The sequence below is a fragment of the Nocardia callitridis genome, assembly GCF_039543305.1.
GTDB lineage: Bacteria > Actinomycetota > Actinomycetes > Mycobacteriales > Mycobacteriaceae > Nocardia > Nocardia callitridis.
In genome coordinates this window covers 520,665-544,608 of sequence record NZ_BAABJM010000003.1, presented here as the reverse complement: position 1 = coordinate 544,608, position 23,944 = coordinate 520,665, and the positions used below count along the sequence as shown (strand labels likewise).

Below are 23,944 nucleotides of genomic sequence, written 5' to 3'. Positions count from 1 at the left end.
TAGTCCCGTGGACGAGGCTCGATTCGCTCCGATCACTCCACGTCGTCACCCCTGGTAGCGACGATACCGGCCATGATCACCCGCAACCCGTAGTCGAATTCGCCGTCGAAGTCCGCGAGGGTGGACAGGTTCGTGGACAGGCGCGCGGCGCGCGGGAAACGCACACCGTCGACCCGCGCCGCGATGCGTTCGGGCACATAGGGGTTGCCGTCGGGATATTCTTCGCCGCCACGCGTCTGCTCCTCGATGACGAAACCGATGGTGTAGTGCAGCGTGATCGGGAAAACCCGCGCCGCCTGCTCGGTCGTGAAACCGGCGTCTTCCATCGTGCGCAGGGTCAATTCTATTGACCGCCATACCACTTCTTCATTCACGTAGGTGCCCGCCAGCACCCGCGCGCCGTCTCGATACCGCAGCATCGCGCGACGCAGCCGCGCGGCGATGGCACACATCCACTCCCGCCAGTCCTCGTCGCGCCTGGGCGCCTCCACGTCGGCCATCGCGGCGACGAAGAGCGCGCGAGCCATCACATCGAGTAGTTCCCGCTTGTTCTTGACGTGCCAGTACAGCGCGGGTGCCTGCACGTTCAGCACGGCGGCCACCTTGCGCATGGTCAGGCCGTCCAGGCCGACCTCGTCCAACAAGCCGAGGGCGGCCTCGGCGATGGCGTCGGCATCGAGCTTCATCGTCACCTCTCCAGTTCGAGACCTTGACACCTTAACAACGTTCTGCTGCACTTAACACTGTTAAATTGAATAGAACATCGTTAAGGGGATGGACATGGAAACAACCGATGTGGTGATCGCGGGCGCCGGTCCGACCGGGCTGATGCTGGCCTACGAACTGCGCACCGCCGGAATTCGCGTGACACTGCTGGACCGGTTGCCCGGCCGAACCGGCGAGTCCCGGGCGGGCGGCATTCACGCACGCACCATGGAGGTGCTCGACCAGCGCGGACTCCTCGACCGCATCCATGAACGCGGCAACCCCCTACCGGCGGGACACTTCGGCGGGCTGCGGATGGACTTCAGCGACCTCGCCACCCGCCGCCCCTACGCACTGACCGTGCTGCAATCCGTCCTCGAGGCCGAATTGGAAAGCAGTGTCACGGAATTGGGTGTCGACGTGGCATGGAGCTCACCGGTCGTCGCAGTCGAGCAGGACACCGACGGGGTCGAGGTGACCGTCGAACAACCGCACGGAACCCGCCGCATCCGCGCCGCATATCTCGTCGGCTGCGACGGTGGGCGCAGCACCGTCCGCAAGCTCGTCGGCATCGGATTCGACGGCACCGACGCGACCATGACCGGCATGCTCGCCGACGTCGAACTCGCCGATCCGCCCACCGACAGGATCTTCGCCCAGCGCAACGGGCCAGGTGATTTCTCCGCCATCCAGTTCCAACCCGGCTGGTATCGACTGCTCGTGCAACGCCACGACCTCGTTCTCGACCGGAACACCGAACTGACCTTCGCGGCCTTCCGTGACCACTTCACCGAGGTCGCGGGCACCGACTTCGGTATGCACAGCCCGCGCTGGGTATCGCACTTCGGCGACGCCGCCCGCCAGGCCGACCGCTATCGCGAAGGCCGCGTCTTCCTCGCGGGCGACGCCGCGCACATCCACTTCCCCGCCGGCGGTCAGGGCCTGAACCTCGGCGTGCAGGACGCGGTGAATCTCGGCTGGAAACTGGCGGCTGCGCTCCGTGCCGACGCCGCCGATGCTCTCCTGGAGTCCTATGCGGCCGAACGCTATCCGGTCGCCACGCGGGTGCTGCACAACACCCGCGCACAGACCGCGTTGATGCGCCCCGGCGTGCACACCGACGCCCTGCGCGACACCATGCGCGAACTGCTCGAGGTGGACCAGGTGCGCCACCATCTCGGCCTGATGGTCACCGCCCTCGATATCCGTTACCCCACCGAAAGCGAGCACCCACTTGCCGGGCGCCGCGTGCCCGACGCCGATCTCAGCACGGACGAGGGCGACACCACGGTGCACGCGCTCTTGCGACACGCTCGCCCGGTCTTGCTCGTCCTCGGTGACACCGATGCCCCCTCGGTTCGTGGGTGGACCGATCGCCTCGACGTCAGGCACGCCGAGACCGAGACCGAGCATTGGACGATCCCCGACCTCGGAGACATCCCGCAGCCCCGTGCGGTGCTCATCCGCCCCGACGGTTACGTCGCCTGGGCGACGAACGACGAGGTCACCACCGACCTGACCGACCTGCTGACCAGGTGGTTCGGACCGGCCGCCACGGCGGTTCGCGACCGCGCGATCGCCTGAACCAGCACTGATCGGACTCGTTCGGAACGGAACACCGTGCGGCTGTTCACGGTTTTCCGCCGCGCAGGCGGTGCGCGGCGGGGACCAGGCGATGGTCAGTGTTTGCGCACCACCCGTTCTCCCTCGCCCGGCTTCCAGACCGTGACATCCATGTGCCCGTCGGCGACCTCCACGCTGGAGGCGCCGGTGAGGTCGGCGACGAAGAAGTGGTCGAATTCCTCCTCGCGGAAGTCCAAACCCCGTTCCTCGAACAGCTTGTGGGTGAACTGGTCGTGGACGCGCTTGTCGGTGACATCGGTGACGGTGCCGAAGAGTTTGGCGTCGCCGTCACCGACCTGCGTGTCGACCGTCGCGGTGTGTAGGCAGAAGCGGTGGTCGCGGGCGAGGTCGTCGAACTTCCGCGTGTGCGGCATGCCGACGATCAGTAACGCGCCGTCGAAAATCATCGGCTCGACCGGGCTGATGCGGGGTGACCCGTCGGCGCGCAAGGTAGCGAGTAGGCAGAGATTCCCGGCCGCCCGATGCCTGCGGGTGAAGACGGTGGCGACGCTGGGCGCTTCTTCGGTGAATCGACTCCAAGAGGTCATGGGAACGACGGTAGAAGCAAAACCTGCCACCTTCTGTCAGGTTCCACGGCTAGCCTTCGAAATGTGCGTGCGAGTCGATTGGTGCAGTTGCTGTTGCTGTTGCAGACGCGCGGCAACAGCACCGGACCCGAGCTCGCGCGACAGCTCGAGGTGTCGGTGCGCACGGTGTACCGGGACGTGGAGGCACTGTCGGCGGCGGGTGTTCCGATCTACAGCGCGCCGGGTCATGCGGGCGGTATCCGACTCGTCGACGGGTATCGCACTCGCCTGACCGGCATGACCACGGCGGAAGCCGATGCTGTTCTCCTCGGCGGATTACCCGCTGCCGCCGCCGATCTCGGACTCGGTACCGTGCTGGCCACGGCGCAACTCAAGGTGCTCGCGGCCTTGCCGCCGGAATTGCGCGGTCGGGCGACCAGGATCGCCGAGCGGGTGCACCTCGACGCACCGGGCTGGTTTCGCCGACCCGACGAGACACCTGCCCTCGCCGCGGTCGCGCAGGCACTGTGGCACGACCGCACGCTGCGTCTGCGCTACGACCGCCGCGACAAGATCGTCGAGCGAACACTCGATCCACTCGGCCTGGTACTGAAGGCGGGCACCTGGTATCTCGTCGCTCGCGACGGCACGAGCATCCGCTCCTACCGTGCCGGACGCATTCTCTCCGTCGAGTCGACCGGCGAAACCTTCCACCGCCCAGGCGATTTCGACCTGACATCGCATTGGCAACACGCGGCGGACGAATTCGCCCGGGCCATGCTCCTGGTCCGCGCGCGCTGTCGCGTCGCCACCTCGCACCTTCGGCTCCTGCGGATCACACTCGACCCCGCCGCCGTCGCCGAGGCGATGGACTCCGCGACCGAACCCGACGAGCACGGCTGGGTCGAACTCACCGTGCCCTCGGAGTCCTACGAGGTCCTGACCACCGCGATCCTCCCGCTCGGTGAGTTCATCGAGGTACTGGCCCCGGCCGAGCTGCGCGCCCAGCTGGCCGCCACCGCCGCGGCCATGCACGCGCGATACGCGCAGGGCCACCCCGACCACCCGCACCCGAGCGCTCAGAAATACCGCAGCCACACGTAGGCGAAGGCCAGGACGCTGCTGAAAGCGGTGACGATGATGCCGTACTTGGTGAACTGCCAGAACGTGATTCGATGACCCGCTCGCTTCGCGATATCGAGCGCGACGACATTGGCGCTCGCGGCGACCGCGGTGCCATTGCCGCTGAAGTCGGCGCCGAAGGCGAACGACCACCACAGCGCCTTGCCCTGGCCCGGGTCCGCGGTCTGCTCGACGAGACCCTCGACGACGGGTGCCATCGTTGTCGTATAGGGAATGTTGTCGATGAACGCGGCGACCACGGCCGAACCGAATACCAAGGTGGCCGCGGCGAATAGCGGATTGTCACCGAAGGCCGAGACCGCGGCTGCGCCGAGCCGATCGATCACGCCGGTGTGCACCAGTCCCGACACCATGACGAACAGGCCCATGAAGAAGACCAGCGTCGCCCATTCCACCTCGCGTAGGACCTCACCGATGTCCAGATCCGACACGAGCACCATCGCACCGGCACCGAGCAACGCGATGATCGAGGGCGCGATATGCAGCAACGAATGCAGCCCGAAGCCGGTGACGACCGCGCCGAGTACCAACAACGACCGGGTGAGCAGCCTCGGATCGGTGATGGCTCGACGTTCCTGCAACGCCATCACCGTGTGCACCTGCTCGGAATTGTGCCGCAGATGCGCACGGAACAACCAGCGCGTGCTGATCACGAACAGGACGAAGATCGCCGCGACCGCGGGCGCCATATTGATCAGGAAGTCGTTGAAGCTCAGGCCCGCTCGGCTACCGATGATGATGTTCGGCGGATCGCCGACCAGTGTGGCCGCGCCACCGATATTCGAGGCGAGCACCTCGGCGATGAGGAAGGGTTGCGCGGCAAGGCCGAGCCGGTCGCAGATCACGAGGGTGACCGGCGCTACCAGCATGATGATCGTGACATTGTCCAGCAGCGGTGACGCGACGCCGGTGATCACCATCAGCATCACCATCAGGCGGAACGGGTTTCCTTTGGATCGCTTGGCCGCCCAGATGGCGAGGAAGTCGAACAATCCGGTCTGCTTGATGACACCGACGATGATCATCATCCCGAGCAGCAGGAAGATGACGTTCCAGTCGATGCCTTTGTGGGCGGAGTAGAAGACGTCCTCGCCCGGGGCGAAGCCGAGCACCATCATGAGCGCTGCGGCGATCAGGACGACTTTTACTTTGTTGGCGCGTTCTGTGGCAATCAGGAAGAACGCGCCGACGAAAATGGCCAGGGCAAGTATTTGATTCATCAGTTCCGACGCCGTGTACCGCTGGCGATCAGTCCTCTAGTCCCACCACCGCCAAACTGATCAACAATCGCTCCAGGGTGACCGCACCGAGCAGCACCCGATTCTCGTCGACAACCGCGACGAGCGGGCTGTGGCGCTGCGACATCACCGTGGCGAGCTCCAGCAACGTGGCATCCGGGCGCACGGTGGTGGGTTTAGCGGTGAGATCCGGCAGGCAATCGCCCACCGTCATCCGGCCCGGCTCGTACCAGAACAGCTCCGCGTGGAGTTCATCGATGGTGCGCACCAACGCGGGATCGTTCTGGTACGAACTCGGGATGGCCAGCCGCAGGACCTGCGTGCCAGGCAGCACCGCCAGCGGGCGGTCTCTGTCGTCGACGACGATCATGCCGGGTAGCCGATTCACCACCATCAAACGCATGGCCTTGGCCACGGGGTCGCCGATGTGCACCGTCGGCAGTTGGATCGCGATCTCGCGTGCTTGCATGTCTCGGTCCTGTTGGGCCTGCTGTCGGGTGGTTGTCATCACCGGCTCCCTTCGCCGGCGAGTTGGTGGACGCGACGCTCCAGCCGCGCGACCCGGTCGGACATCGGTGCGCTGTGCAGGATTTGGGCCAGCTGATCGGCCTCGTCCTGCTCCAGGACAATCGTCCGGCTCGGTTCGTCGTGTCCGCGGTCGTAGACGAGGATCTGCTTGTCGCCGTCGCGCGCGGTGACCACGGCGAGCCTGGCGCCACCACGGGCGAGGAGATGGTGCACCTCGGCTGTGCCGGGCACTGTCGTCCGGTTGATTTCCATGCCGTGTACTCCTCCCGCAGCAGCCATCCGCTGTCGCTTCCCAGTCTTGGCGTCGCGGGCGTTCCTTACTATCGGCGCGAATACCCATCTCCGAGGGCACGCACTATGTAGTGGACGGGTCACAGAATGGGTGACAGGCCCCATGGACTCGACCGGGGGAAACAGTCAGACTGAGGGGATGGACCGTCCCGCGAGTGGCATCGGCCTGTTCCGGCGACACGCGCGGACGCCGGCCGATGCGCTGTTCCTTCGGATCTTCCTCATCAACGGGCTCGTGTTCACCCTGGGCACCCTGGTCCTCGCGGTGTCCCCCGCGACCGTGTCGTCGCGGGTACGGGTCACCGAGATACCGGTCCTGCTGGTCGGTCTCGCGGTCATCCTCGCCGCGAACGCGCTGCTGTTGCGGTCGAGCCTTGCGCCGTTGGACGAGCTGATCGCCTCGATGCATCGCGTCGACCCGCTGCGGCGCAGCGGTCGCCTCACCGGACGCGGCAACGGTGACCTGGCCCGACTGATCGATACGTTCAACGCGATGGTCGACCGCCTGGCCTCCGAGCGCACCGCGGCGAGCGCGTCGGCGTTGGCCGCGCAGGAGGGCGAGCGCCGCCGCATCGCGCGCGAACTCCACGACGAGATCGGCCAAAGTCTCACGGTGGCGTTGCTGTCGATGAAACGGGTCGCCGACCGCGCGCCCGAGGACGTCGCCGACGTGCTGCACGACGCCCAGGAAACGGTGCGTGGATGCCTCGACGAGGTGCGGGTGATCGCGCGACGGCTGCGCCCCGACGTGCTCGATGATCTCGGATTGTTCAGCGCGCTGAGCGCGCTGTGCAGCGAGTTCTCCAGTACCACAGGGATTCCCGTGACCCGCGAGGTCGATCGGAACCTGCCTCGGTTGGCACCCGAGGTCGAGTTGGTCTGCTACCGCGTCGCGCAGGAGGGACTGACCAACATCATTCGGCACGCCGAGGCCAGCCAGGTCGTGCTGACCCTGCGTGCGCACGCCGACATGTTGCTGCTGCGGGTACGCGACGACGGTCGCGGCGGCGTCAGCGATGACGGCGCGGGGATCCGTGGCATGCGCGAGCGCGCGCTGCTGGTCGATGCCACCCTGGTGATCCGCTCCCCACCCGGCCACGGCACCGACATCTGTTTGACCATCCCGCAGCGCGACCCAGGGAGCATTCCGTGACAAGTGCGGCACCCGCCCGCATCCTGCTGGCCGACGATCACGCCCTCGTCCGTTCGGGCCTACGCATGATCATCGACGCCGAACCCGATCTGACCGTCGTCGCCGAAGCCGCCAACGGCCACGAGGCGGTGCAGCAACTGGCCGACACCGCCGTCGACCTGGCCATCCTCGATATCGCCATGCCGAGGATGACCGGTATCCAGGCGGCGCGCGAAATCAACCGCGACCACCCGGACGTGCGGATCCTGATGCTGTCGATGTACGACAACGAACAGTATTTCTTCGAATCGCTGCGCGTCGGCGCGTCCGGATATGTGCTCAAGTCGGTGGCCGACCGCGACCTGCTCGAAGCATGCCGCGCGACGTTGAACGGGCGGTCCTATCTCTATCCCGGCGCGGTCAACTCGTTGATCCGGGATTGGTTACAGCGGGCCCGCCACGGTGACCCGCTGCCGCCCAACGTGTTGACTCCGCGCGAGGAGGAGATCGTGAAACTGGTCGCCGAGGGCCACTCGTCCAAGGAAATCGCCGCCGACCTGGTGATCAGCATCAAGACCGTGGACCGTCATCGGGCGAATGTGTTGCAGAAGTTGGGTTTACGCGACCGACTCGCCTTGACGCGCTTCGCGATTCGGGCGGGTTTGATCGAACCCTGACCGGCTCGGCCCGCGGCCGCATCCCCGCACCGGCATTCGCGGGGAGTCTTCTCGCACCGGCTATTTCGCGATTTCGCGCCCGAAATCGCGAGCGTGCCCGTTCGCAAGGAAGCCGATGTCGATCCGTCGCGTCCGTCACGCGCGACTTCCTGAGCACGGGTGCCCGGCGTCGACCTGCGAGCGGATCATCGACCGCGGCAGGCCCTGCCGAGACCCCGACTCGAGCGCCGACACGGTCGACAACGACCCAGACCGCGTGTCCTAGCGAGGCTTCGGGTCGAGGCGGTGCACGACCGCGTTCGCCGCCTCGCTCAGAAGAAGGTGTGTACCAGGTCGACAACGCGCGGCGACGGCGCGTCGGCGTCGTCGATCACCGGGATCAGCCGCCACTTGTCGAAGGCGGTACACGGATGCGACAGTCCGAGGCGCACCACGGCGCCGACCGGTAGCTCCGTCGGTTCCGCGTGCGGCAGTCGGAGATAGGCATGCTGATCGTTGAGCGCGGCGATCGAGGCGGGCGCGCCGAGTGCTCGGCCGTCCGCGCGCTGCGGAGTCGGAAGGTCATAGTCATAGGGAACGTCGCGTTTGCCCGCGTCCAGTAACGCCAGTTCGGGCTCCGGCCGGGACACGACGCGTGCCCACCCGTGCATCGCCGAGCGCAGCGGCCACCGCCGCGAGGTCGACAGCGGGGAGGTCTCGGCGTAGAAGCCGTCGTCGTGAATCAGATAGGCGCCCGAACGAAGCACTACGGTGGTCGTCATGCCTTGCGCACCTTGTTCTTTCGTGAGCTCGCCGAGATGCTCGACGACGAGGTCGGGGAAGGAACTGCCACCCGCGGTGACGATCGCTTCCTCGGAATACGCTCCCGCAGCGCATAATTCACGATGCAGGCGGGCGAGGTCGGCGAGGTAGTCCCGCACTGTCGTGAGCGACGATGCCATCCGATCGTGCGCGAGCACACCTTCGTACCCGCCGACGCCCGCCAACCGCAGCCGCCGCGACCGACCGATCGCCGCGGCGACGCCGTGGCCTTGCCCGACCGTGCGGGCACCCGTGCGCCCCGGCGAGCCACCGAGTTCGACCAGCACGCCGACCCGGTGATCGCCCGGTGCCGCGGCCAGGTGCCGATCCATCGTCTCGACCGTTTCGACGCTGTCGGCCCAGCACACGAGGTCGAACTCCGGGTCGCGCGCCGCCTGCGCCGCCACCCACCCCAAGGCGACCGGATCCACCACCTCGTTGGCCAGCAAAATCCGACGCACCCCGAACGCGCGCGCCACCTGCGCCTGCCACACCGTCGCCACGGTGATCCCCCACGCACCCGCCGCCAATTGTCGTGCCCACAGCGCGGGCGCCATGCTGGTTTTGCCGTGCGGCGCCAACGCCACACCCGCCGCGCTGGCCCACCCCGCCATCGCATGCAGATTCGACTCGAGCGCCGCGCGGTCGAGGGTGAGCACCGGCGTCTGGAACTCGGCTAAAAGCGGTGCGGTGTCCAGGAATTCACGGATCGTCAGCCCCCAAGCCCGCGGTGGCACACTCTTGTGTTCCGGCCCGATGCCACGCTCCGCCAATGCCGCCACCGCGTCGTGATCGATCACCGTGTACCTTTCCCGTGCTCATCGACTGCCACACCAGCATGCACCTCGCCCGTCGGTCATCGAGCTTTTGGTCGGCGGTGCGGTCGCAGCGCAGGTCGGTGTCGATCATCGGCGGGTGGCCGAGCGGCGACCCGCACCCTTCGTTCTGGCCACGCGAAGGGGTTCGACGGTGTCGCGCGGCCGAGCCGCCACGGAATTCGACTTCGACGGGCCGGGAACCTGCGCCGAAACCGGGTGCGGTGCCCGAACAGCGTGCGCGACACCAGAACACGGCGCCCATGAGTCGCCCCCGCACGCACGCGCATCCGCAAGCGCGGTTCGCACGCCCGCACTCCCGCAGCGGCGGAGCAAACCAGCCGGTTCGAGAAACACGCTGATCAGGCGGCGAGTCCGGCAGAGTCGTGTGTCCCAAAGCGCGCGCGATCAACTCCCCCACAGCGCGTCCAGCAGGGTCGCATCCGTGAGCGTGTGCGATCAACTCCGCCCAGCGTGCGTCCGCGAACTACCCGGAGTTGCGCAGGGCCGTCGCCAAACCGTTCATGGTCAACAGGATTCCGCGTTTCACCAGTTCCGAGTCGTCGCCACCACGCAATCTGCGCAGCAACGCGACCTGCATCTGGTTCAACGGCTCCAGATACGGGAACCGGTTGTGGATCGACTCGGCCAGTGAGGGGTTGTCGGCGAGTAGCTGATCGTTGCCGGTGATCGCCGCGTGCATGCGCGCGGTGCGTTCGTGTTCGGCGCGGATCATCCCGAAGATCGTGTCCCGCAACGCCGTGTCCTCGACCAGGTCGGCGTACCGGGCGGCGATGTCGAGGTCGCTCTTGGCCATCACCTGGGCGAGGTTCGACAGCACCGTACGGAAGAACGGCCACCGGTGGTAGAGCTCGGTCAGGGTCGCGAGTCGGTCGGCGTCACCACCGACCCACTCCTGCAACGCGGTGCCGGTGCCGTACCAGCCGGGCAGCATCACCCGCGCCTGACTCCACGACATCACCCACGGGATGGCGCGCAGGTCACCGACCGAATTCGTCGGCTTCCGCGAGGCGGGCCGACTACCGATATTCAGGTCGCCGACCTCAGCGACCGGCGTCGACTGCCGGAAGTATTCGACGAAACCCGGTGTCTCGTGCACCAACTGGGAGTACGCGGCACGCGCGCGCCTCGACAACTCGTCCATCAATTCGTAGGAGGCGTCCGCATCGGGGCCGAGCCCTTCGACGTCGAGCAATGTCGATTCCAAGGTACCGGCGATCAGTGATTCCAGATTACGGTGTGCCGCACCGGGTTCGGCGTACTTGGCGGCGATCACCTCACCCTGCTCGGTCAACCGCAGCGCACCGCGCACCGCACCCACCGGCTGCGCGAGGATCGCGTCGTAACTGCGCCCACCGCCACGACCGACGGTGCCGCCGCGACCATGGAACAGCCGCAGCCGAATTCCCGCCGCGCGCGCGACGTCCACCAGCTCCAGCTCCGCCCGATACAACGCCCAGTTCGCGGTGAGGTAGCCGCCGTCCTTGTTGGAATCGGAGTACCCGAGCATCACTTCCTGCCGCATCCCCTGCGCGGCCACCAACTGCTGATACACCGGAACCCGCAGTGCCGCGGCCAAAGTCGACGCACCCGCGGCCAGATCCTCGATCGTCTCGAACAACGGCACCACCGCGACCGAACAACTCGGACCGCCTTCGGGCGCACCGGGATCGAGCAGACCACCCTCCTTCAGCAGCAGCGCGGCCTCCAACATGTCGCTGACCGAGGTACACATGCTGATGATGTAGTTCGGCACCGCCTCGGCGCCGAAGGTCTGCACCGCGTCCCGTGCGGCACGGACGATGTCGAGTTCCTTGCTCGCGGTCTCGCCGAGGCGCGCGTGTGGGCCGAGCAGCGGGCGCCGCGTGCCGAGTTCGGCCGAGAGCAGCCGCACCCGCTCGTCCTCCGGCAGGCTCGCGTAGTCGGGATGCACGTCCGCCCATGCGAGCAGTTCCGCGACCACCTGCTCGTGCACCTCGGAGTTCTGCCGCATGTCCAGACCCTGGAGATGGAAACCGAAGGTCTCCACCGCGTAGCGCAAGGACGCGAGGCGATCGTCGGCGAGCAGATCGTCGCCGCTGGCGCGCAACGAGGCATCCACCGCGTCGAGATCGTCCAGCACCGCCTGCGGCGTCGGATACGGCGCGGCATTCAGGTCGAGTGTGTGCGGTATCGCTTCGCCGAGCGCCTGCGCCGCCGTCGCCGACAGCCGCGCCCGAACAGCCTGCAACGCACGCCGATACGGCTCGTCGGGGTGCGCGGTGGGATCGAGATAGTCGGCCTCGGCCAACGCGGTCACCTGCGGTGTCACCGCGACGAGCCGCGACGACAAGGCGAGTGTCTTCTCCAACTCCACCAATTCGCGCAGGTATCGTCCGAATGCGACGCCGGCCGCTTGCCGGGTCGCCAGGCCCACCACCTCCGCGGTCACATACGGGTTTCCGTCGCGGTCGCCGCCGATCCAGGAGCCGGGTCGCAGGATGGGGCGCGGCAACAATCGCGCGCCCGGCCATCGCGATCGCAGCGCGGCGCGTACCTGCGCGTTGATCGCCGGGATCACCTCGAACAGGGTGATCTCGTAGTACCGCAAGCCGACCGAGATCTCGTCCTGAATACGCAAGCGCGCCAACCGGATCAACGCGGTCCGCCACAGCCCGAGCACCTGTCGACGGATCTGTGACTCCAGGTCGGCGCGCGCACGGTCGTTTTCGCCATAATGCTGACGTAACCGCATCAGCTCGGTAATCCTCGTCTGGCCGTCGAACACCGTCCTGCGTCGGGTCTCGGTCGGGTGCGCGGTGATCACCGGCGACACCAAGGCGTCGGTGAGCAACTCGGCCACCTCCGTGTCCGCCAACTCCGCGGCATCCAGCTTGCGATAGGTCGCCGCGAGCGACGAATCCTGCGGCGGTTCACCCGCGGCCTCGTGCGCGGCGCGCCGACGGTCGCGCTGGAGATCCTCCGCGAGGTTGGCCAGCAGGACAAAATAACTGAACGCACGGATCAGCGGCAGCGCCGTGGTGATGTCGATCCCGTCGAGAATCTCCGCGACGGCACTGCGGTCGACCTCTTCGCGCCGCACCCGGAACGCCTCGATGCGCACCCGCTCGATCAGGTCGAACACCTCGGGACCCTCATGATCACGGATGGCCTCGCCGAGCACACCGCCGAGAAACCGAATATCGTCGCGCAGCGGTCGAATGGCCTCTTGTTGCGTCTCGCTCGTCGATTCGCCCATGATCAGACAGTATTGCCGCCGAGCCCACATGGGTATGCGACACCGAACACACCGTGTCGCGGCGCGGGCTCAGATTTCGCGGATCACCCGCGCCGGATTGCCCGCCGCGAACACCCGCGCGGGTAGGTCACGGGTCACCACGCTGCCCGCACCCACCACCGTGTCCTCGCCGACCGTCACCCCGGGGCACACGATCACGCCCCCGCCGAACCAGACGTTGTCACCGATCCGAATCGGCGCGGCCGATTCCCACCGCTGCCTGCGCAACTCGTGCTCGGCCAGCGGATGCAACGCGGTGAGCAACTGACAGCGCGGGCCGATCGATACGTCGTCGCCGATCACGATCGGCGCGCAGTCGAGCAGGATCGCGTCATAATTGAGGAAGGAGTTCGCGCCGATCTCGATGAGATAGCCGTAATCGCACTGGAAGCGGGGCATGATCCACGACCCCTCCCCCAGCCCGCCGAGCAACTCGCGCAGCAGTGCCGTGCGCCGCTCGGTGGCCTCCGGGTCGCTCTGATTGAACTCCGCGCACAATCGCTGGGCGCGATGACGCTCCGCGATCAGGTCGCCGGCATTGTCCCGATACAGCTCGCCCGCCAGCATTCGCTCCTTGTCGACACTCATAGCACGAGATTAGTGGCCGGGTTCTTCGTATCGCCCAGGCGCGACGGCGGGTCCGGGTGCGCTATTTCCTCGGCACGCCCGTGGATTTCAGCGCCCACGCCACCAACACCGGCTGAAAGAGCAGCCGAACGAAACGCTTTCGATCGGTATCCAACCCGAACGCCGACCGCTGCCCTTGCCACTGCGCGAAATTTCCCGGAAAGACCGCGACGAAGAACAGGGCGGCGATCCGGCCGAGCAGCACCCGGTCGCGGCGAACACCGGCGAGCCCGGCGCCGAGCATGATCTCGACCCCACCGGAGGCCATCACGACGCCGTCCTTGTCCAACGGCACCCAATCCGGCACCTGCGCCTGAAAGGCCGCACGCGCCCAGCACAAATGGCTCGCACCGGCGAACACCAGCACGGCCGACAGCAGGTAGCGCGCCACGGTCCGTGCAGGTGTGCTCGGCGGAGTTTCGAGTTCACGGATACCCATGCCGTCAGCCTAGGCACGACGGCGAGCGCGATGGCGACACCACGACGGGAACGTCAGCACTCATTCCGTGAGCGTTCCCTTCGACGCCGGTGAGCCGACGCCACACCAGTCGACACCCTCGCGTATCCGGTGTTCCTGAGATCGGTGGGCCGATCGCGCGCGCTATAGCCGGAGTTGTTCTGGTGACCGACAGCCGGGCGCACCCGTGCCGCCGATTCGCCGCGGTCGCCGATATTTACTCGGCGGCCAGAATCCCGAGGACTTCCTCGGAAAGGAAGAACGGCTCGAGACGTTCGCGGATCAATCCGGCGAGCACACCGTTGCGTTTGGCACCCTCGATCACCGCAGGACCGTAGCGCAGAATTTCGGCGCCGATATCGTCGCCGGTGAGACCGAGTTCTGGCAGCAGTGCCGCGAGCGTGTACTCGCCGTACTTGTGGAAGAACACCTCGACGCACTCGTCCAGCAGTACGCCGAAGTATTCCTTTTCCCTTGTGGTGACAGCGATTTCGTAGCAGAGCAGAACCAGTTCGTTGAGGTCTTTGCCGCTCAGATAATCGCGAAGCCCGCTGACCGGCTCGTCGGCGTGCAAGTCCCAGAATTCCATCGCCGCGGCGTGTACCGGCGCGTCGCGCAGCATCTCGCGAATCGCGTTGTTGGTGCGCTTGAGCGCGAACATCGCCCCCTTGCCCGCGAGGTCGCCGACAAAAGTGCCGTCGGCGGCCTTCTTCGCGCGGTTGGCAGCGGACTGTCCGATCGACATCAGCGAGGAAACACCGGGTATCTTCTCGGCACGTTCCCGATTGGCCTGCACGAAATCGTTGAGCAACTTGTCGACGAATTTCGACGCGACCGTCGCCACCAACGGACTCTCGGTGAGCCGATCCAGAATGCGCTCCTGGGCCTGGTGCATGCCGAGAATCTTCTCCAGCAGGGCCTCCACCGGCTCGCGGTCGACCACGTCGCCGAGGCGGTAGTCGTTGTCGGCGGCGATACGGTCGTAGATCGCGTCGGCGAACACCCCGGCCATATCCGCGAATACCGGACTGCCGCCGATCAGATCGACGATCACCGTCACGGTCTGCTTGGCCTGCTCGACCCGCACGATCTCGCCGAAGACCAAGGTATCGGCAACCGCGAGAACGGCTTCGGTATCGCGCGCCACTACCTCGGTGAGTCGGTCACCACTCACCTCCGCCAGCACGAATCGCACCTGAGCATCGAGTAATCGCTCGGCGATCTCCTGCGCCTGACCCATCGCCGTCCACCCATCGCGTTCGTAGTGCGGGGCGCCCGGCGCGAATTCACCGTCGGTGATCACCGGATTCGTCGTCGCGCAACGATTTCCGTATCCGATCCAGGCGCTCGCGCGCGGCTTGCTCGCGCGCCTCCCATTGTTCATCGACGCTGCGGCCCGCCCTGGTCTGCCGGTCGAGTTCGTCCATCCCTTGCGCGGTGCCGAAACGCTGTCCGACCTTATCGCGAACTGACTCGAAAGTAGGAACGCCGGAAGGGGAGAAATCCGTGGGCACCGCGCCGTCGGACAGCGATCCCGGCACCGGCGTAGCCGCGTCGACCTGCCCGGATACCGCTGTCGATGGCGGCGGCACTTCTCGCACGACCGGGTTGGTGTCCGGAGTCACAATGTCGCCGGGCACCGCATCACCGACCTCGGCGAGCCCGAGTAGGGCCGTACGCACCGGGGCGAAGGTGGGACGTCCCGCCGTCGCCGCGAGCAGCACCGCCACCAGTTCCCCGTCCGTCAGCCCCGCGAGCTGTCCCCCGATCCCGCTGCTTTCCGTCATACCGCCAGGCTACGCAGCATCGCGGGTGCCGGTCATGACTGTCGCCGCACGCCGCGCAACACGTCGGAAGCCCAGTCCCGCACCAGTTCGAACCACGTGTTGCCACCGACCATGATCACGTCGTTGTGCGTGGCGCCGGGGAACACCACCAGCCGCTTGGGCTCGTTGGCCGCCGCGAACAACCGTTGCGCGTGCCGCAGCGGTAGCAGGTCGTCCTGATCGCCGTGCATGATCAGCACCGGCACGTGCAGTGCGCGAATCCTGCGCTCGCTGGGATAGGCGTTCGGCACGAGCGGTGCGGGCAGGAACGGATAGATCGAGCGCGCCGCGTCGCGAATACCGGTGAAGGTGGACATCAGCATCAACCCGGCGGGCGGGTACTCCTGCGCCAATTCCAAGGCCACCCCACCGCCGAGTGACTTACCCAGGTACAGCACACGATCCGGGTCCACCCCCTGCTGGTCGAGCAGTGCCCGTCGGGCCGCACGAGCGTCGCGATAGGTGCCGTGTTCGCTCGGCCGTCCGGTGCTGCGCCCGTAGCCGCGGTAGTCGAAGGTGAGTACGTCGAACCCGGCCTTGGTGAGCAGCGCGTACAGCACGATCCGATCACCGATATTGCCGCCGTTGCCGTGCGTGAACAGGATGTGCCCGATCGAACGCGGTGCCCGAACCCACCAGCCGTGCAACGTTTCCCCGTCGTCGGTATCGATCGACAGCTCGGTGTAGTCGAGGCCGAGCGACGCGGGCGTCTGGGTGAGCTGCCGCTCGGGGAGATAGGCCAGCGCGTTCAGAATCGGAGCGGCAGGGTGTCGCATGACATTGTTCTACCCGCTGGTAGCGGTCATCGCACGTTGCCGGTCGTGCGACCGCCCGATCCACCGTGGTCGGAGCTCGCGCTCCGGATGCACGAGTGCGATGCGCTGGATGGGAGCACGCGCGACAGCTGTACGGGGAGAGCTCGGCGAGCTCACCGGCGATGATGATCGCACCGCGCCACGAATCGAACGTTCACAGCTCGAAGCATCCGCCGGACCAGGTGTCGCCTCGGATCACTGCTGCGGCGTGGCACAGGCCGCGCCAGCGGAGGGTAACGGCCTCGAATCCACTTGTCGATCGGCCAGCGTGCTCGCACATTCTTGTCGTGGGCCACCAGGCTCATCCTGGTCCACGTCATGCCGACACCCGAGGACACCGTGGGCGTCTCGAATCCGTACGCGAACTCGCACCGCGCCAGATCCCCCGGCCCATCGCCGCCCTGCCGCGGTGAAACCGTCACCGCCCCACCACACCAAACATCCGAGCCGCCCAAACACTTGTTCCGAGCGAAGCGAGACCGGCACGGTAAATTCGCGGCTGTCTCGCTGCTGAGTGCCCGTTTCGTAGGCGACGCAGGAGCAAGAAATAGGTACTCGGGCAACGGGACTCTCCGGCCGAACCACGCGGCGCCAGCCGCGAAAAACACAGCGAGGAGTTCCTAGCCCCCGCTTATCACCCGCAGCATCGCGCGCACGACTGACCGGCATCTCAGCCGAACGGCGGGCGACGAAACATCGAGCCCACCCGGAGATACCGAGCAGGCTCGAATGCCTTGTCCGCGTGAGCTATCCGCGCAGTACCGCACCTACCGCATCGGAAGCGGCGGCGACCGCGGCGTCGCGTGCGCTGCTGGCCTCGTCCTCGGTGAGTGTGCGGTCGGGGGCGCGGAAACGCAGGGCGTAGGTGAGGGATTTACGTCCCTCACCTGCCTGCGCGCCCTCGTAGACGTCGAACAGTGCGATGTCTTCCAGCAGGTCGCCGCCACCCGAGCGCAGCGCCTGCTCCACCGAGACGGCGGGCACCGAATGCTCGACGCTCACCGACACGTCCTGCAAGACCGCGGGGAACGGCGACACCGTCGGCGACAAACGCGGTTCCCGCAACGGCAAGGCGTCGAGGTCGAGCTCGACCGCGCAGGTACGCGGCGGAAGACCGGAGCGCTCCAACACCGCGGGATGCAGCTCACCCGCGTAACCGACGACAGCGCCGTCGACGACGAGTTCGGCGCAACGGCCGGGATGCCACGGCAGGTACGCGGCGGCGCGGCGTTCGAGCACCACGCCCGCGGCGGCGGCGACATCGTCGGCGAGCGCGAAGGCGTCGGCGGCCTCGACCTGGCGCCCCTGCCCCCACGGTCCGCGCGGCTCGTGGCGACCGGTGAGCACAGCGGCGACATGCACCGGCTGCGCGGGCAACGAATCGACCAGTTCCGCGATCTGCTCGTCGGTCGGCCGCCGATCCACCGGCAACTCCGCTACCGGACGCACATTCGGTCCCGGCAGCACCACCTGTGCGACGCCGTAGAGGGTGAGATCACGCGCGCCACGCGAGATATTGCGGCCCGCCACCTCCAACAGACCGGGCAGCAAGGTCGTGGCCAGCTCGGGACGTTCGGAATCGAGCGGGTTGAGCACACGGGTGGTGACGCGGCGCGGATCGTCGGCGTCCAGACCCCAGGTGTCGAACACGCCCGGCGGCAGGAACACCGGCGGCGGCACTTCCACCCCACCGGCGAAGGCCAGCGCCCGGCTCACCGCGCGGCGGCGCCGCTGCTCAGCACTCAAACCGCGTCCGGCCGGTGCGGTGGGCAGCACCGAGGGGATCTGCTCCAGCCCCTCCAACCGCAGCACTTCCTCCACCAGGTCCGCGGGCTGCGCGAGATCGGGACGCCAGCTCGGCGGGGTGACCTCGAGCTGCGCGTGCCCGCTGTCGCTCACCGCGACCTCGACCGAACACCCGATCTGCGACAGCCGTCGCGCCGAGGTGCCGGTCGGGTAGACCACGCCGGCCACCCGGTCGGCCAGGTCGATGTCCATGCGGATCGCGGGGGTCGGCGGCAGTTGCGCACGAATGTCGGTCAATGCCGAAGCCACTGTGCCACCGGCGATCTCGGCGAGCAGGGTGGCGGCACGGTCCAGCGCGGCCACATTGATCTCGGGGTCGACCACCCGCTCGTAACGTCGTCCCGCCTCCGAAGACAGCCTGTGTCGCCGCGAGGTCCGATACACCCGCAGCGGGTTCCACACGGCCGCCTCTAGCACGATATCGGTGGTCTCGGCACCGACCTCGGTGCTCGCACCACCCATCACGCCCGCCAGCGAGACCACGCCGGAGTCGTCGGCGATCACCACGTCCTCGACGTCGAGCCGACGCTCGGTGTCGTCGAGCGTCCGCAGCGTCTCCCCCTTTTCGGCAGTGCGCACCACCAGGTCACCGCTGAGCTTGGCGGCGTCGAAGGCGTGCAACGGCTGACCGAGTTCGAGCATCACGTAATTGGTGACGTCGACGGCGGGCGAGATCGGTCGCACCCCGGCCAGCAACAGCCTGCGCTGCAACCACCACGGACTCACCGCCTTCGGATCGATCCCGGTGACCCTGCGCGCACCGAACCGCGTGCACTGCGCGCTGTCGTCCACCCGGACCGACCATGCGTCCTGCTCGTCGTCGGGCAAGGTGCGTACTGCGGGGTCGGCGTAGTCGAGGTCGAATCCGCACGCCAGCTCGCGGGTCAATCCGCGCACCGAGAAGCAGTAGCCCCGGTCCGGGGTGATGTTCAGCTCGATGATCGTGTCGTCGAGGCCGAGCAGCTCGTTCGCGTCCGCGCCCGGCTCGGCGGCGCCCGGTTCCAGCACGAGGATGCCGGAATGGTCCTTGCCGATGCCGAGTTCGGCGACCGAGCAGATCATCCCGTTGGACACGTGCCCGTAGGTCTTGCGCGAGGAGATCGCGAACCCGCCGGGCAGCACACCACCGGGCAACACCACCACCACGAGGTCGCCGACGGCGAAATTGGTGGCGCCGCAGACGATTTCCTGCGGCTCGGGATTACCGACGTCGACCTTGCAGAACCGGATCGGCTTCTTGAACTCGGTCAGCTCGGTGATCTCGGCGACCCTGCCCACCACCAACGGCTTCTCGATGTCGCCGCCGACGCGCGCCAGCTTCTCGACTTCCTCGACCTCTAGCCCGACGCGGACGAATCCCGCGTCGAGTTCCTCGGCGGTCACCGACCACCCCGGTGTGGTGCGCTGGATGCTCTCGGTCAGCCAGGACTGCGCTACTCGCACTTGACGTTTCGCTCTCTCGCTCGAAGGGTGAGGTCAGGACCGGATGCCGAAGGGCAACGTGAAACGAACGTCGCCTTCCATGATGTCGCGCATGTCCGGGATGCCATTGCGGAACTGCAACGTCCGCTCGATACCCATACCGAACGCGAACCCGCTGTACGCCTCGGGATCGATCCCGCTGGCGATCAGCACCTTCGGATTCACCATGCCGCAGCCGCCCCACTCGACCCAGCCCGCGCCGCCCTTCTTGTCCGGGAACCACACGTCGACCTCGGCCGACGGCTCGGTGAACGGGAAATAGTTGGGCCGCATACGGGTTCGGGTCTCCGGGCCGAACAGCGCCCGCGCGAACGCGTCCAGGGTGCCGCGCAGGTTCGCCATGGTGAGCCCCTTGTCCACGGCCAAGCCTTCCACCTGGGAGAACACCGGCGTGTGGGTGGCGTCCAGCTCGTCGGTGCGGAACGTGCGCCCGGGGCACACCACGTAAATAGGCAGCTCACGTGCCAGCAACGAACGCACCTGCACCGGCGAAGTGTGGGTGCGCAGCACCTGGCGCGAACCCTCCGGGGCGATGTGGAAGGTGTCCTGCATGGTGCGCGCGGGGTGATCGGGCAGGAAGTTCAGCGCGTCGAAGTTGAAGTGCTCGGTCTCCACCTCGGGACCTTCAGCGACCTCCCAGCCCATCGCGACGAACACGTCGGCGACCTGCTCGGACAGCACCGTGAGCGGGTGGCGCGCACCGACGGGCGCCCGGTGGGCGGGCAACGTCACGTCGATGGCCTCCGCGACCAGCACCGCCGCGTCCCGCTCGGCAAGCAGCGCGGCGCGGCGCGCGTCGAATGCCTCCGACACCCGCGACCGCGCGACGTTCACCCGCTTACCCGCGTCGGCCTTCTCCGCCTTGGGCAAACTGCCCAGCGACCGTTGCGCCAAGGCGATCGGCGCCTTGCCACCGAGGTGCTCGGTCTTGGCGACAGCGAGCGCATCGAGGTCCTCGGCGGCGGCAAACGCCTTCTCGGCGGCGCCCGCGGCGGCCGCGAGTGCCTCCTCGGTCGGCGCGGAGGTCTGCTCGACAGCGGCGGTTTCCTTGTCGTCGGCCACGATGGTTCGTCGCTCCCTGTTCGATTCGAGGGCCGATGAGGATCGACCCACAGCGTTCTAGGAATGGGCTGCTCGTGATGCCCGGCCGACCGTGTTCACGGCGGCGGACACCACGGTGTTCTGTACGCAATATCGCATGTGTTCACCGAACAGTACGAATCCTATGGGATGTGGCAGGGCCGATTCACCTCGATTAACACCGACCACAACCCCGCACGCCGCGCAGACCTGGACTCCGACAGCAGCACCCGGTCCTCCCGAACCGGGGGTCACGACTCCGCGCGGAGCCGAGAACCCGCTTCCACCGTGGGGCATACCGCACATATTCGGCACGGCCGAGTTTCCCCGAACCGCCCGCCGTATGCACGTCTGTGACCGAGCGCACCGGCGCTACGCCTGCACGCGGAAATATCTCGGCGTTATAGTTAGTTTCGTTAACCAACTTACTTTGTAATTATCCCTAGCGCCGTCCGGACGCGGCCACAGCGCCGCTGACCCCCACCACCGGACGCCGCCCCCAGAAAGAGACCAATGACAATCACTGCGAACGAGAGCTCGCGGGCACCGGAGGCGGCAGCCGAGGCTGCCCCGATGACACACCGGCAAATCATGGAGGCACTCTCCGGCCTGCTGCTCGGCATGTTCGTCGCGATCCTCTCCTCGACCATCGTGACCAACGCGCTGCCGAAGATCATCGGCACGCTCGGCGGCGGACAATCGGCCTACACCTGGGTCGTCACCGCCACGCTGCTCGCCATGACGGCCGCGACCCCGATCTGGGGAAAGCTCGCCGACCTCTACAGCAAGAAGGCCCTCGTCCAGATCGCGCTGGTCATCTACATGGCCGGCTCGATCGTGGCGGGCCTTTCCCAGAACGCCGGGATGCTCATCGCCTGCCGCGTCGTCCAGGGCATCGGCGTCGGCGGCCTGTCCGCGCTGGCACAGATCGTGATGGCGGCCATGATCGCGCCGCGCGAACGCGGCCGCTACAGCGGCTACCTCGGCGCCGTGTTCGCCGTCGCCACCGTGGGCGGACCGCTGCTCGGCGGCGTCATCACCGATACCAGCTGGCTCGGCTGGCGCTGGTGCTTCTACGTCGGCGTGCCGTTCGCGCTCATCGCGCTGGTCGTCTTGCAGAAGACGTTGCGACTGCCGGTGATCAAGCGTGAGGTGAAGATCGACTGGCTCGGCTCGTTCCTGGTCACCGCCTCGGTATGTCTGCTCCTGCTCTGGGTCACCTTCGCCGGCGACAAATACGAGTGGATCTCCTGGCAGACCGCCGTCATGCTGGTCGGCACCGTCGTGCTTGCCGTCTCGTTCGTCCTCGTCGAACTCCGTGCCGCCGAACCCATCGTGCCGATGCGGCTGTTCGCCAACCGCACCATCAGCCTCGCCTCGGCGGCCTCGCTGTTCGTCGGTGTGGCGATGTTCAGCGGCACCGTGTTCTTCAGCCAGTACTTCCAGCTGGCTCGCGGACAGTCCCCGACGATGTCCGGGTTCATGACGATCCCGATGATCGGTGGACTGTTCATCTCCTCCACGGTCTCCGGGCAGATCATCACCCGTACCGGTCGCTGGAAGAGCTGGCTGGTCGGTGGCACCGCACTGGTGACCGCCGGGCTCGGCCTGCTCGGCACCATTCGCTACGACACCCCGTACTGGCACGTCGCGATCTTCATGGCGCTGATGGGCCTCGGCATCGGTATGACGATGCAGAACCTGGTGCTCTGCACGCAGAATCAGGTACCACCGAGCGATCTCGGCGCGGCCAGCTCGCTGGTCACGTTCTTCCGCAGCCTCGGCGGCGCGATCGGCGTCTCCGCGCTCGGCGCGGTCATGGCGACGCGGGTGCAGAACCACATCAGCGAGGACATCGGCCGGCTCGGTCCCGATGCCGCGAAGAGCCTCGGTGGTGGCGGTATCCCCGACGTCGCGGCCCTTCCTGGACCGGTGCGCACCATCGTCGAGAGCGCCTACGGGCACGGCGTTGCCGATATCTTCCTGATCGCGGCCCCGATCGCCCTGCTCGGCTTCCTGTTGACGCTGTTCATCAAGGAGGTTGCCCTGCGCACCTCGTTGTCTACCGACGAGACACCGGTGGCAGAATCGACACTCGATCCCGTTGTGACCCCGGCGATTTCGCGGGCGGCCTTGGCCGAAGACGCCTCGGGACTGATACCGGAGGAATTCGTGGCCGAGGGAATCATGGTGCACGGACACGTGCGGTCGGCGGGCGCGCCCGTCCCCCGCGCCGCACTCACCCTGATCTCACCCGCGGGTCGACAGATCGGCAGGGCCATCGCACGCCCGGACGGCCGATACGCCCTGGACGCACCGAACCCCGGCGCGTACGTGCTCATCGCCTCCGCGGAAGGGTTCCAGCCACAGGCCGCGCCGGTTACCGTCGGCGCGCAACCGCTGGCGCACGATATCCAGCTCAGCGGGATGAGCGGGCTGGCGGGAACGGTGCGCGCCGACGACCGCACACCCGTCGCGGATGCCCTGGTGATCGTCACCGACAGCCGCGGTGACGTTCTCGCCGCGGGCGCCTCCAAGAGCAATGGCGAATACGCGCTGACCGAGCTGATCCCCGGCCCGGTGACGGTGGCCGTCAATGCCGCCGGTTACCAGCCGGTGGCGCTGCCCACCGAGATCAACGGCAACGGCGTCACCCACCTGGACGTGCGGCTACCCCGCAGCGCACGACTACGCGGCATGGTCCGTACCCCCTACGGTCCGCTCCAAGATGCCCGCGTCACACTCGTCGATTCCTCCGGAACGGTCGTCGACAGCACCCTCACCGGCGACGACGGCGCCTACGCGTTCGCCGACCTCGGTATCGGCGACTACACCGTGATCGCCTCCGGCTACCCGGCGAAGACCACCGCGGTCAGCCTGGGAACCGAACCGACCGACGATCACGTCATCGAATTGACGCACACGGACGAGTAGGTAATCGAGCGAGTAGACGAATCGTGGGCGCCGGGGTCATCCCGGCGCCCACGATTCGCAGCACCCGCTCCGATACCGGTCAGAGCACCTGCCACCTTGACTTCACCGCCGAGAGCTGGTCATGACCCACAGTGGACTC

19 protein-coding genes are annotated in these 23,944 nt (G+C 67.1%); 5 read left to right on the top strand and 14 right to left on the bottom strand.

Annotation, left to right across the window (positions count from 1 at the left end; translation table 11 throughout):
• Positions 1 to 32 precede the first annotated feature (32 nt).
• Positions 33 to 686, bottom strand: a complete 654-nt coding sequence (locus ABEA50_RS20155) for a TetR/AcrR family transcriptional regulator C-terminal domain-containing protein (protein ID WP_345497106.1) — start codon at positions 684 to 686, stop codon at positions 33 to 35.
• Positions 687 to 780: 94 nt separating this feature from the next.
• Between ABEA50_RS20155 and ABEA50_RS20150 the strand changes: the two genes are divergently transcribed.
• On the top strand, positions 781 to 2,289 hold the full coding sequence (locus ABEA50_RS20150; protein ID WP_345497105.1) for an FAD-dependent oxidoreductase: 1,509 nt from the start codon (positions 781 to 783) through the stop codon (positions 2,287 to 2,289).
• A gap of 95 nt (positions 2,290 to 2,384) precedes the next feature.
• Here the strand turns inward: ABEA50_RS20150 and ABEA50_RS20145 are convergent, their stop codons facing one another.
• The gene (locus ABEA50_RS20145) at positions 2,385 to 2,876 is read right to left on the bottom strand and encodes a pyridoxamine 5'-phosphate oxidase family protein (protein WP_345497104.1); all 492 of its coding nucleotides are present in this window, start codon (positions 2,874 to 2,876) and stop codon (positions 2,385 to 2,387) included.
• Between the two features lie 63 nt (positions 2,877 to 2,939).
• Here ABEA50_RS20145 and ABEA50_RS20140 point away from each other — a divergent pair, with 63 nt between their 5' ends.
• The gene (locus tag ABEA50_RS20140; protein WP_345497103.1) at positions 2,940 to 3,959 is read left to right on the top strand and encodes a helix-turn-helix transcriptional regulator; all 1,020 of its coding nucleotides are present in this window, start codon (positions 2,940 to 2,942) and stop codon (positions 3,957 to 3,959) included.
• Here the strand turns inward: ABEA50_RS20140 and ABEA50_RS20135 are convergent.
• Genes ABEA50_RS20135 through ABEA50_RS20125 form a run of 3 tightly spaced genes read right to left on the bottom strand, consistent with a single transcriptional unit; the run spans position 3,935 to position 6,016 of the window.
• Positions 3,935 to 5,218, bottom strand: coding sequence for an ArsB/NhaD family transporter (locus ABEA50_RS20135; protein ID WP_345497102.1), 1,284 nt, complete (start codon positions 5,216 to 5,218; stop codon positions 3,935 to 3,937). The two genes, ABEA50_RS20140 and ABEA50_RS20135, sit on opposite strands and share 25 nt — an antisense overlap.
• Positions 5,219 to 5,246: 28 nt before the next feature.
• Complete coding sequence (locus ABEA50_RS20130; protein ID WP_345497101.1) at positions 5,247 to 5,744, bottom strand: CBS domain-containing protein; 498 nt, start codon at positions 5,742 to 5,744, stop codon at positions 5,247 to 5,249.
• Entirely contained in the window at positions 5,744 to 6,016 is a 273-nt protein-coding gene (locus ABEA50_RS20125) for a hypothetical protein (RefSeq protein ID WP_345497100.1), read from the bottom strand. Before ABEA50_RS20125 ends, ABEA50_RS20130 begins: the two co-directional genes overlap by 1 nt.
• 178 nt (positions 6,017 to 6,194) lie before the next feature.
• Between ABEA50_RS20125 and ABEA50_RS20120 the strand changes: the two genes are divergently transcribed.
• Together ABEA50_RS20120 and ABEA50_RS20115 are read left to right on the top strand one after the other, a co-directional pair.
• Entirely contained in the window at positions 6,195 to 7,208 is a 1,014-nt protein-coding gene (locus ABEA50_RS20120) for a HAMP domain-containing sensor histidine kinase (RefSeq protein WP_345497099.1), read from the top strand.
• Positions 7,205 to 7,864 carry a response regulator transcription factor gene (locus ABEA50_RS20115; RefSeq protein ID WP_345497098.1) on the top strand — a complete coding sequence of 220 codons (660 nt, stop codon included), beginning with the start codon at positions 7,205 to 7,207 and terminating at the stop codon, positions 7,862 to 7,864. Before ABEA50_RS20120 ends, ABEA50_RS20115 begins: the two co-directional genes overlap by 4 nt.
• Before the next feature lie 311 nt (positions 7,865 to 8,175).
• Here ABEA50_RS20115 and ABEA50_RS20110 read toward each other — a convergent pair whose 3' ends face one another.
• The 9 genes from ABEA50_RS20110 to pheS form a co-directional block, all read right to left on the bottom strand.
• Positions 8,176 to 9,465, bottom strand: coding sequence for an alanine racemase (locus tag ABEA50_RS20110; RefSeq protein ID WP_345497097.1), 1,290 nt, complete (start codon positions 9,463 to 9,465; stop codon positions 8,176 to 8,178).
• Between the two features lie 502 nt (positions 9,466 to 9,967).
• A complete protein-coding gene (gene ppc, locus ABEA50_RS20105; RefSeq protein WP_345497096.1) occupies positions 9,968 to 12,739 on the bottom strand; it encodes a phosphoenolpyruvate carboxylase in 2,772 nt (923 codons plus the stop codon).
• A gap of 69 nt (positions 12,740 to 12,808) precedes the next feature.
• Complete coding sequence (locus tag ABEA50_RS20100) at positions 12,809 to 13,366, bottom strand: sugar O-acetyltransferase (RefSeq protein ID WP_345497095.1); 558 nt, start codon at positions 13,364 to 13,366, stop codon at positions 12,809 to 12,811.
• A gap of 61 nt (positions 13,367 to 13,427) precedes the next feature.
• On the bottom strand, positions 13,428 to 13,844 hold the full coding sequence (locus ABEA50_RS20095) for a DoxX family protein (RefSeq protein WP_345497094.1): 417 nt from the start codon (positions 13,842 to 13,844) through the stop codon (positions 13,428 to 13,430).
• Between the two features lie 235 nt (positions 13,845 to 14,079).
• Positions 14,080 to 15,165, bottom strand: a complete 1,086-nt coding sequence (locus tag ABEA50_RS20090; RefSeq protein WP_345497093.1) for a hypothetical protein — start codon at positions 15,163 to 15,165, stop codon at positions 14,080 to 14,082.
• Positions 15,149 to 15,649 (bottom strand): PspA/IM30 family protein, encoded by a 501-nt coding sequence (locus ABEA50_RS20085; RefSeq protein WP_345497092.1) that lies wholly within the window; start codon positions 15,647 to 15,649, stop codon positions 15,149 to 15,151. Before ABEA50_RS20085 ends, ABEA50_RS20090 begins: the two co-directional genes overlap by 17 nt.
• Positions 15,650 to 15,681: 32 nt before the next feature.
• Positions 15,682 to 16,464 carry an alpha/beta hydrolase gene (locus tag ABEA50_RS20080; protein WP_345497091.1) on the bottom strand — a complete coding sequence of 261 codons (783 nt, stop codon included), beginning with the start codon at positions 16,462 to 16,464 and terminating at the stop codon, positions 15,682 to 15,684.
• Between the two features lie 786 nt (positions 16,465 to 17,250).
• Positions 17,251 to 19,752: a phenylalanine--tRNA ligase subunit beta gene (pheT, locus tag ABEA50_RS20075; RefSeq protein ID WP_345497090.1), complete on the bottom strand. Its 2,502-nt coding sequence runs from the start codon at positions 19,750 to 19,752 to the stop codon at positions 17,251 to 17,253.
• Positions 19,753 to 19,785: 33 nt separating this feature from the next.
• A complete protein-coding gene (gene pheS / locus ABEA50_RS20070) occupies positions 19,786 to 20,853 on the bottom strand; it encodes a phenylalanine--tRNA ligase subunit alpha (protein WP_345497089.1) in 1,068 nt (355 codons plus the stop codon).
• Between the two features lie 591 nt (positions 20,854 to 21,444).
• Between pheS and ABEA50_RS20065 the strand changes: the two genes are divergently transcribed.
• A complete protein-coding gene (locus ABEA50_RS20065; RefSeq protein WP_345497088.1) occupies positions 21,445 to 23,805 on the top strand; it encodes an MFS transporter in 2,361 nt (786 codons plus the stop codon).
• The last annotated feature ends 139 nt before the right edge of the window (positions 23,806 to 23,944 follow it).

What these genes read in the sequence shown, in the direction of transcription:
- ABEA50_RS20120 (WP_345497099.1), top strand. Translation starts at nt 6,195, where the DNA reads ATGGACCGTCCCGCGAGTGGCATCGGCCTGTTCCGGCGACACGCGCGG.
- ABEA50_RS20125 (WP_345497100.1), bottom strand. Translation starts at nt 6,016, where the DNA reads ATGGAAATCAACCGGACGACAGTGCCCGGCACAGCCGAGGTGCACCAT.
- ABEA50_RS20085 (WP_345497092.1), bottom strand. Translation starts at nt 15,649, where the DNA reads ATGACGGAAAGCAGCGGGATCGGGGGACAGCTCGCGGGGCTGACGGAC.
- ABEA50_RS20080 (WP_345497091.1), bottom strand. Translation starts at nt 16,464, where the DNA reads ATGCGACACCCTGCCGCTCCGATTCTGAACGCGCTGGCCTATCTCCCC.
- ABEA50_RS20100 (WP_345497095.1), bottom strand. Translation starts at nt 13,366, where the DNA reads ATGAGTGTCGACAAGGAGCGAATGCTGGCGGGCGAGCTGTATCGGGAC.
- ABEA50_RS20065 (WP_345497088.1), top strand. Translation starts at nt 21,445, where the DNA reads ATGACACACCGGCAAATCATGGAGGCACTCTCCGGCCTGCTGCTCGGC.
- ABEA50_RS20095 (WP_345497094.1), bottom strand. Translation starts at nt 13,844, where the DNA reads ATGGGTATCCGTGAACTCGAAACTCCGCCGAGCACACCTGCACGGACC.
- ABEA50_RS20145 (WP_345497104.1), bottom strand. Translation starts at nt 2,876, where the DNA reads ATGACCTCTTGGAGTCGATTCACCGAAGAAGCGCCCAGCGTCGCCACC.
- ppc (WP_345497096.1), bottom strand. Translation starts at nt 12,739, where the DNA reads ATGGGCGAATCGACGAGCGAGACGCAACAAGAGGCCATTCGACCGCTG.
- ABEA50_RS20150 (WP_345497105.1), top strand. Translation starts at nt 781, where the DNA reads ATGGAAACAACCGATGTGGTGATCGCGGGCGCCGGTCCGACCGGGCTG.
- ABEA50_RS20130 (WP_345497101.1), bottom strand. Translation starts at nt 5,744, where the DNA reads ATGACAACCACCCGACAGCAGGCCCAACAGGACCGAGACATGCAAGCA.
- ABEA50_RS20155 (WP_345497106.1), bottom strand. Translation starts at nt 686, where the DNA reads ATGAAGCTCGATGCCGACGCCATCGCCGAGGCCGCCCTCGGCTTGTTG.
- ABEA50_RS20135 (WP_345497102.1), bottom strand. Translation starts at nt 5,218, where the DNA reads ATGAATCAAATACTTGCCCTGGCCATTTTCGTCGGCGCGTTCTTCCTG.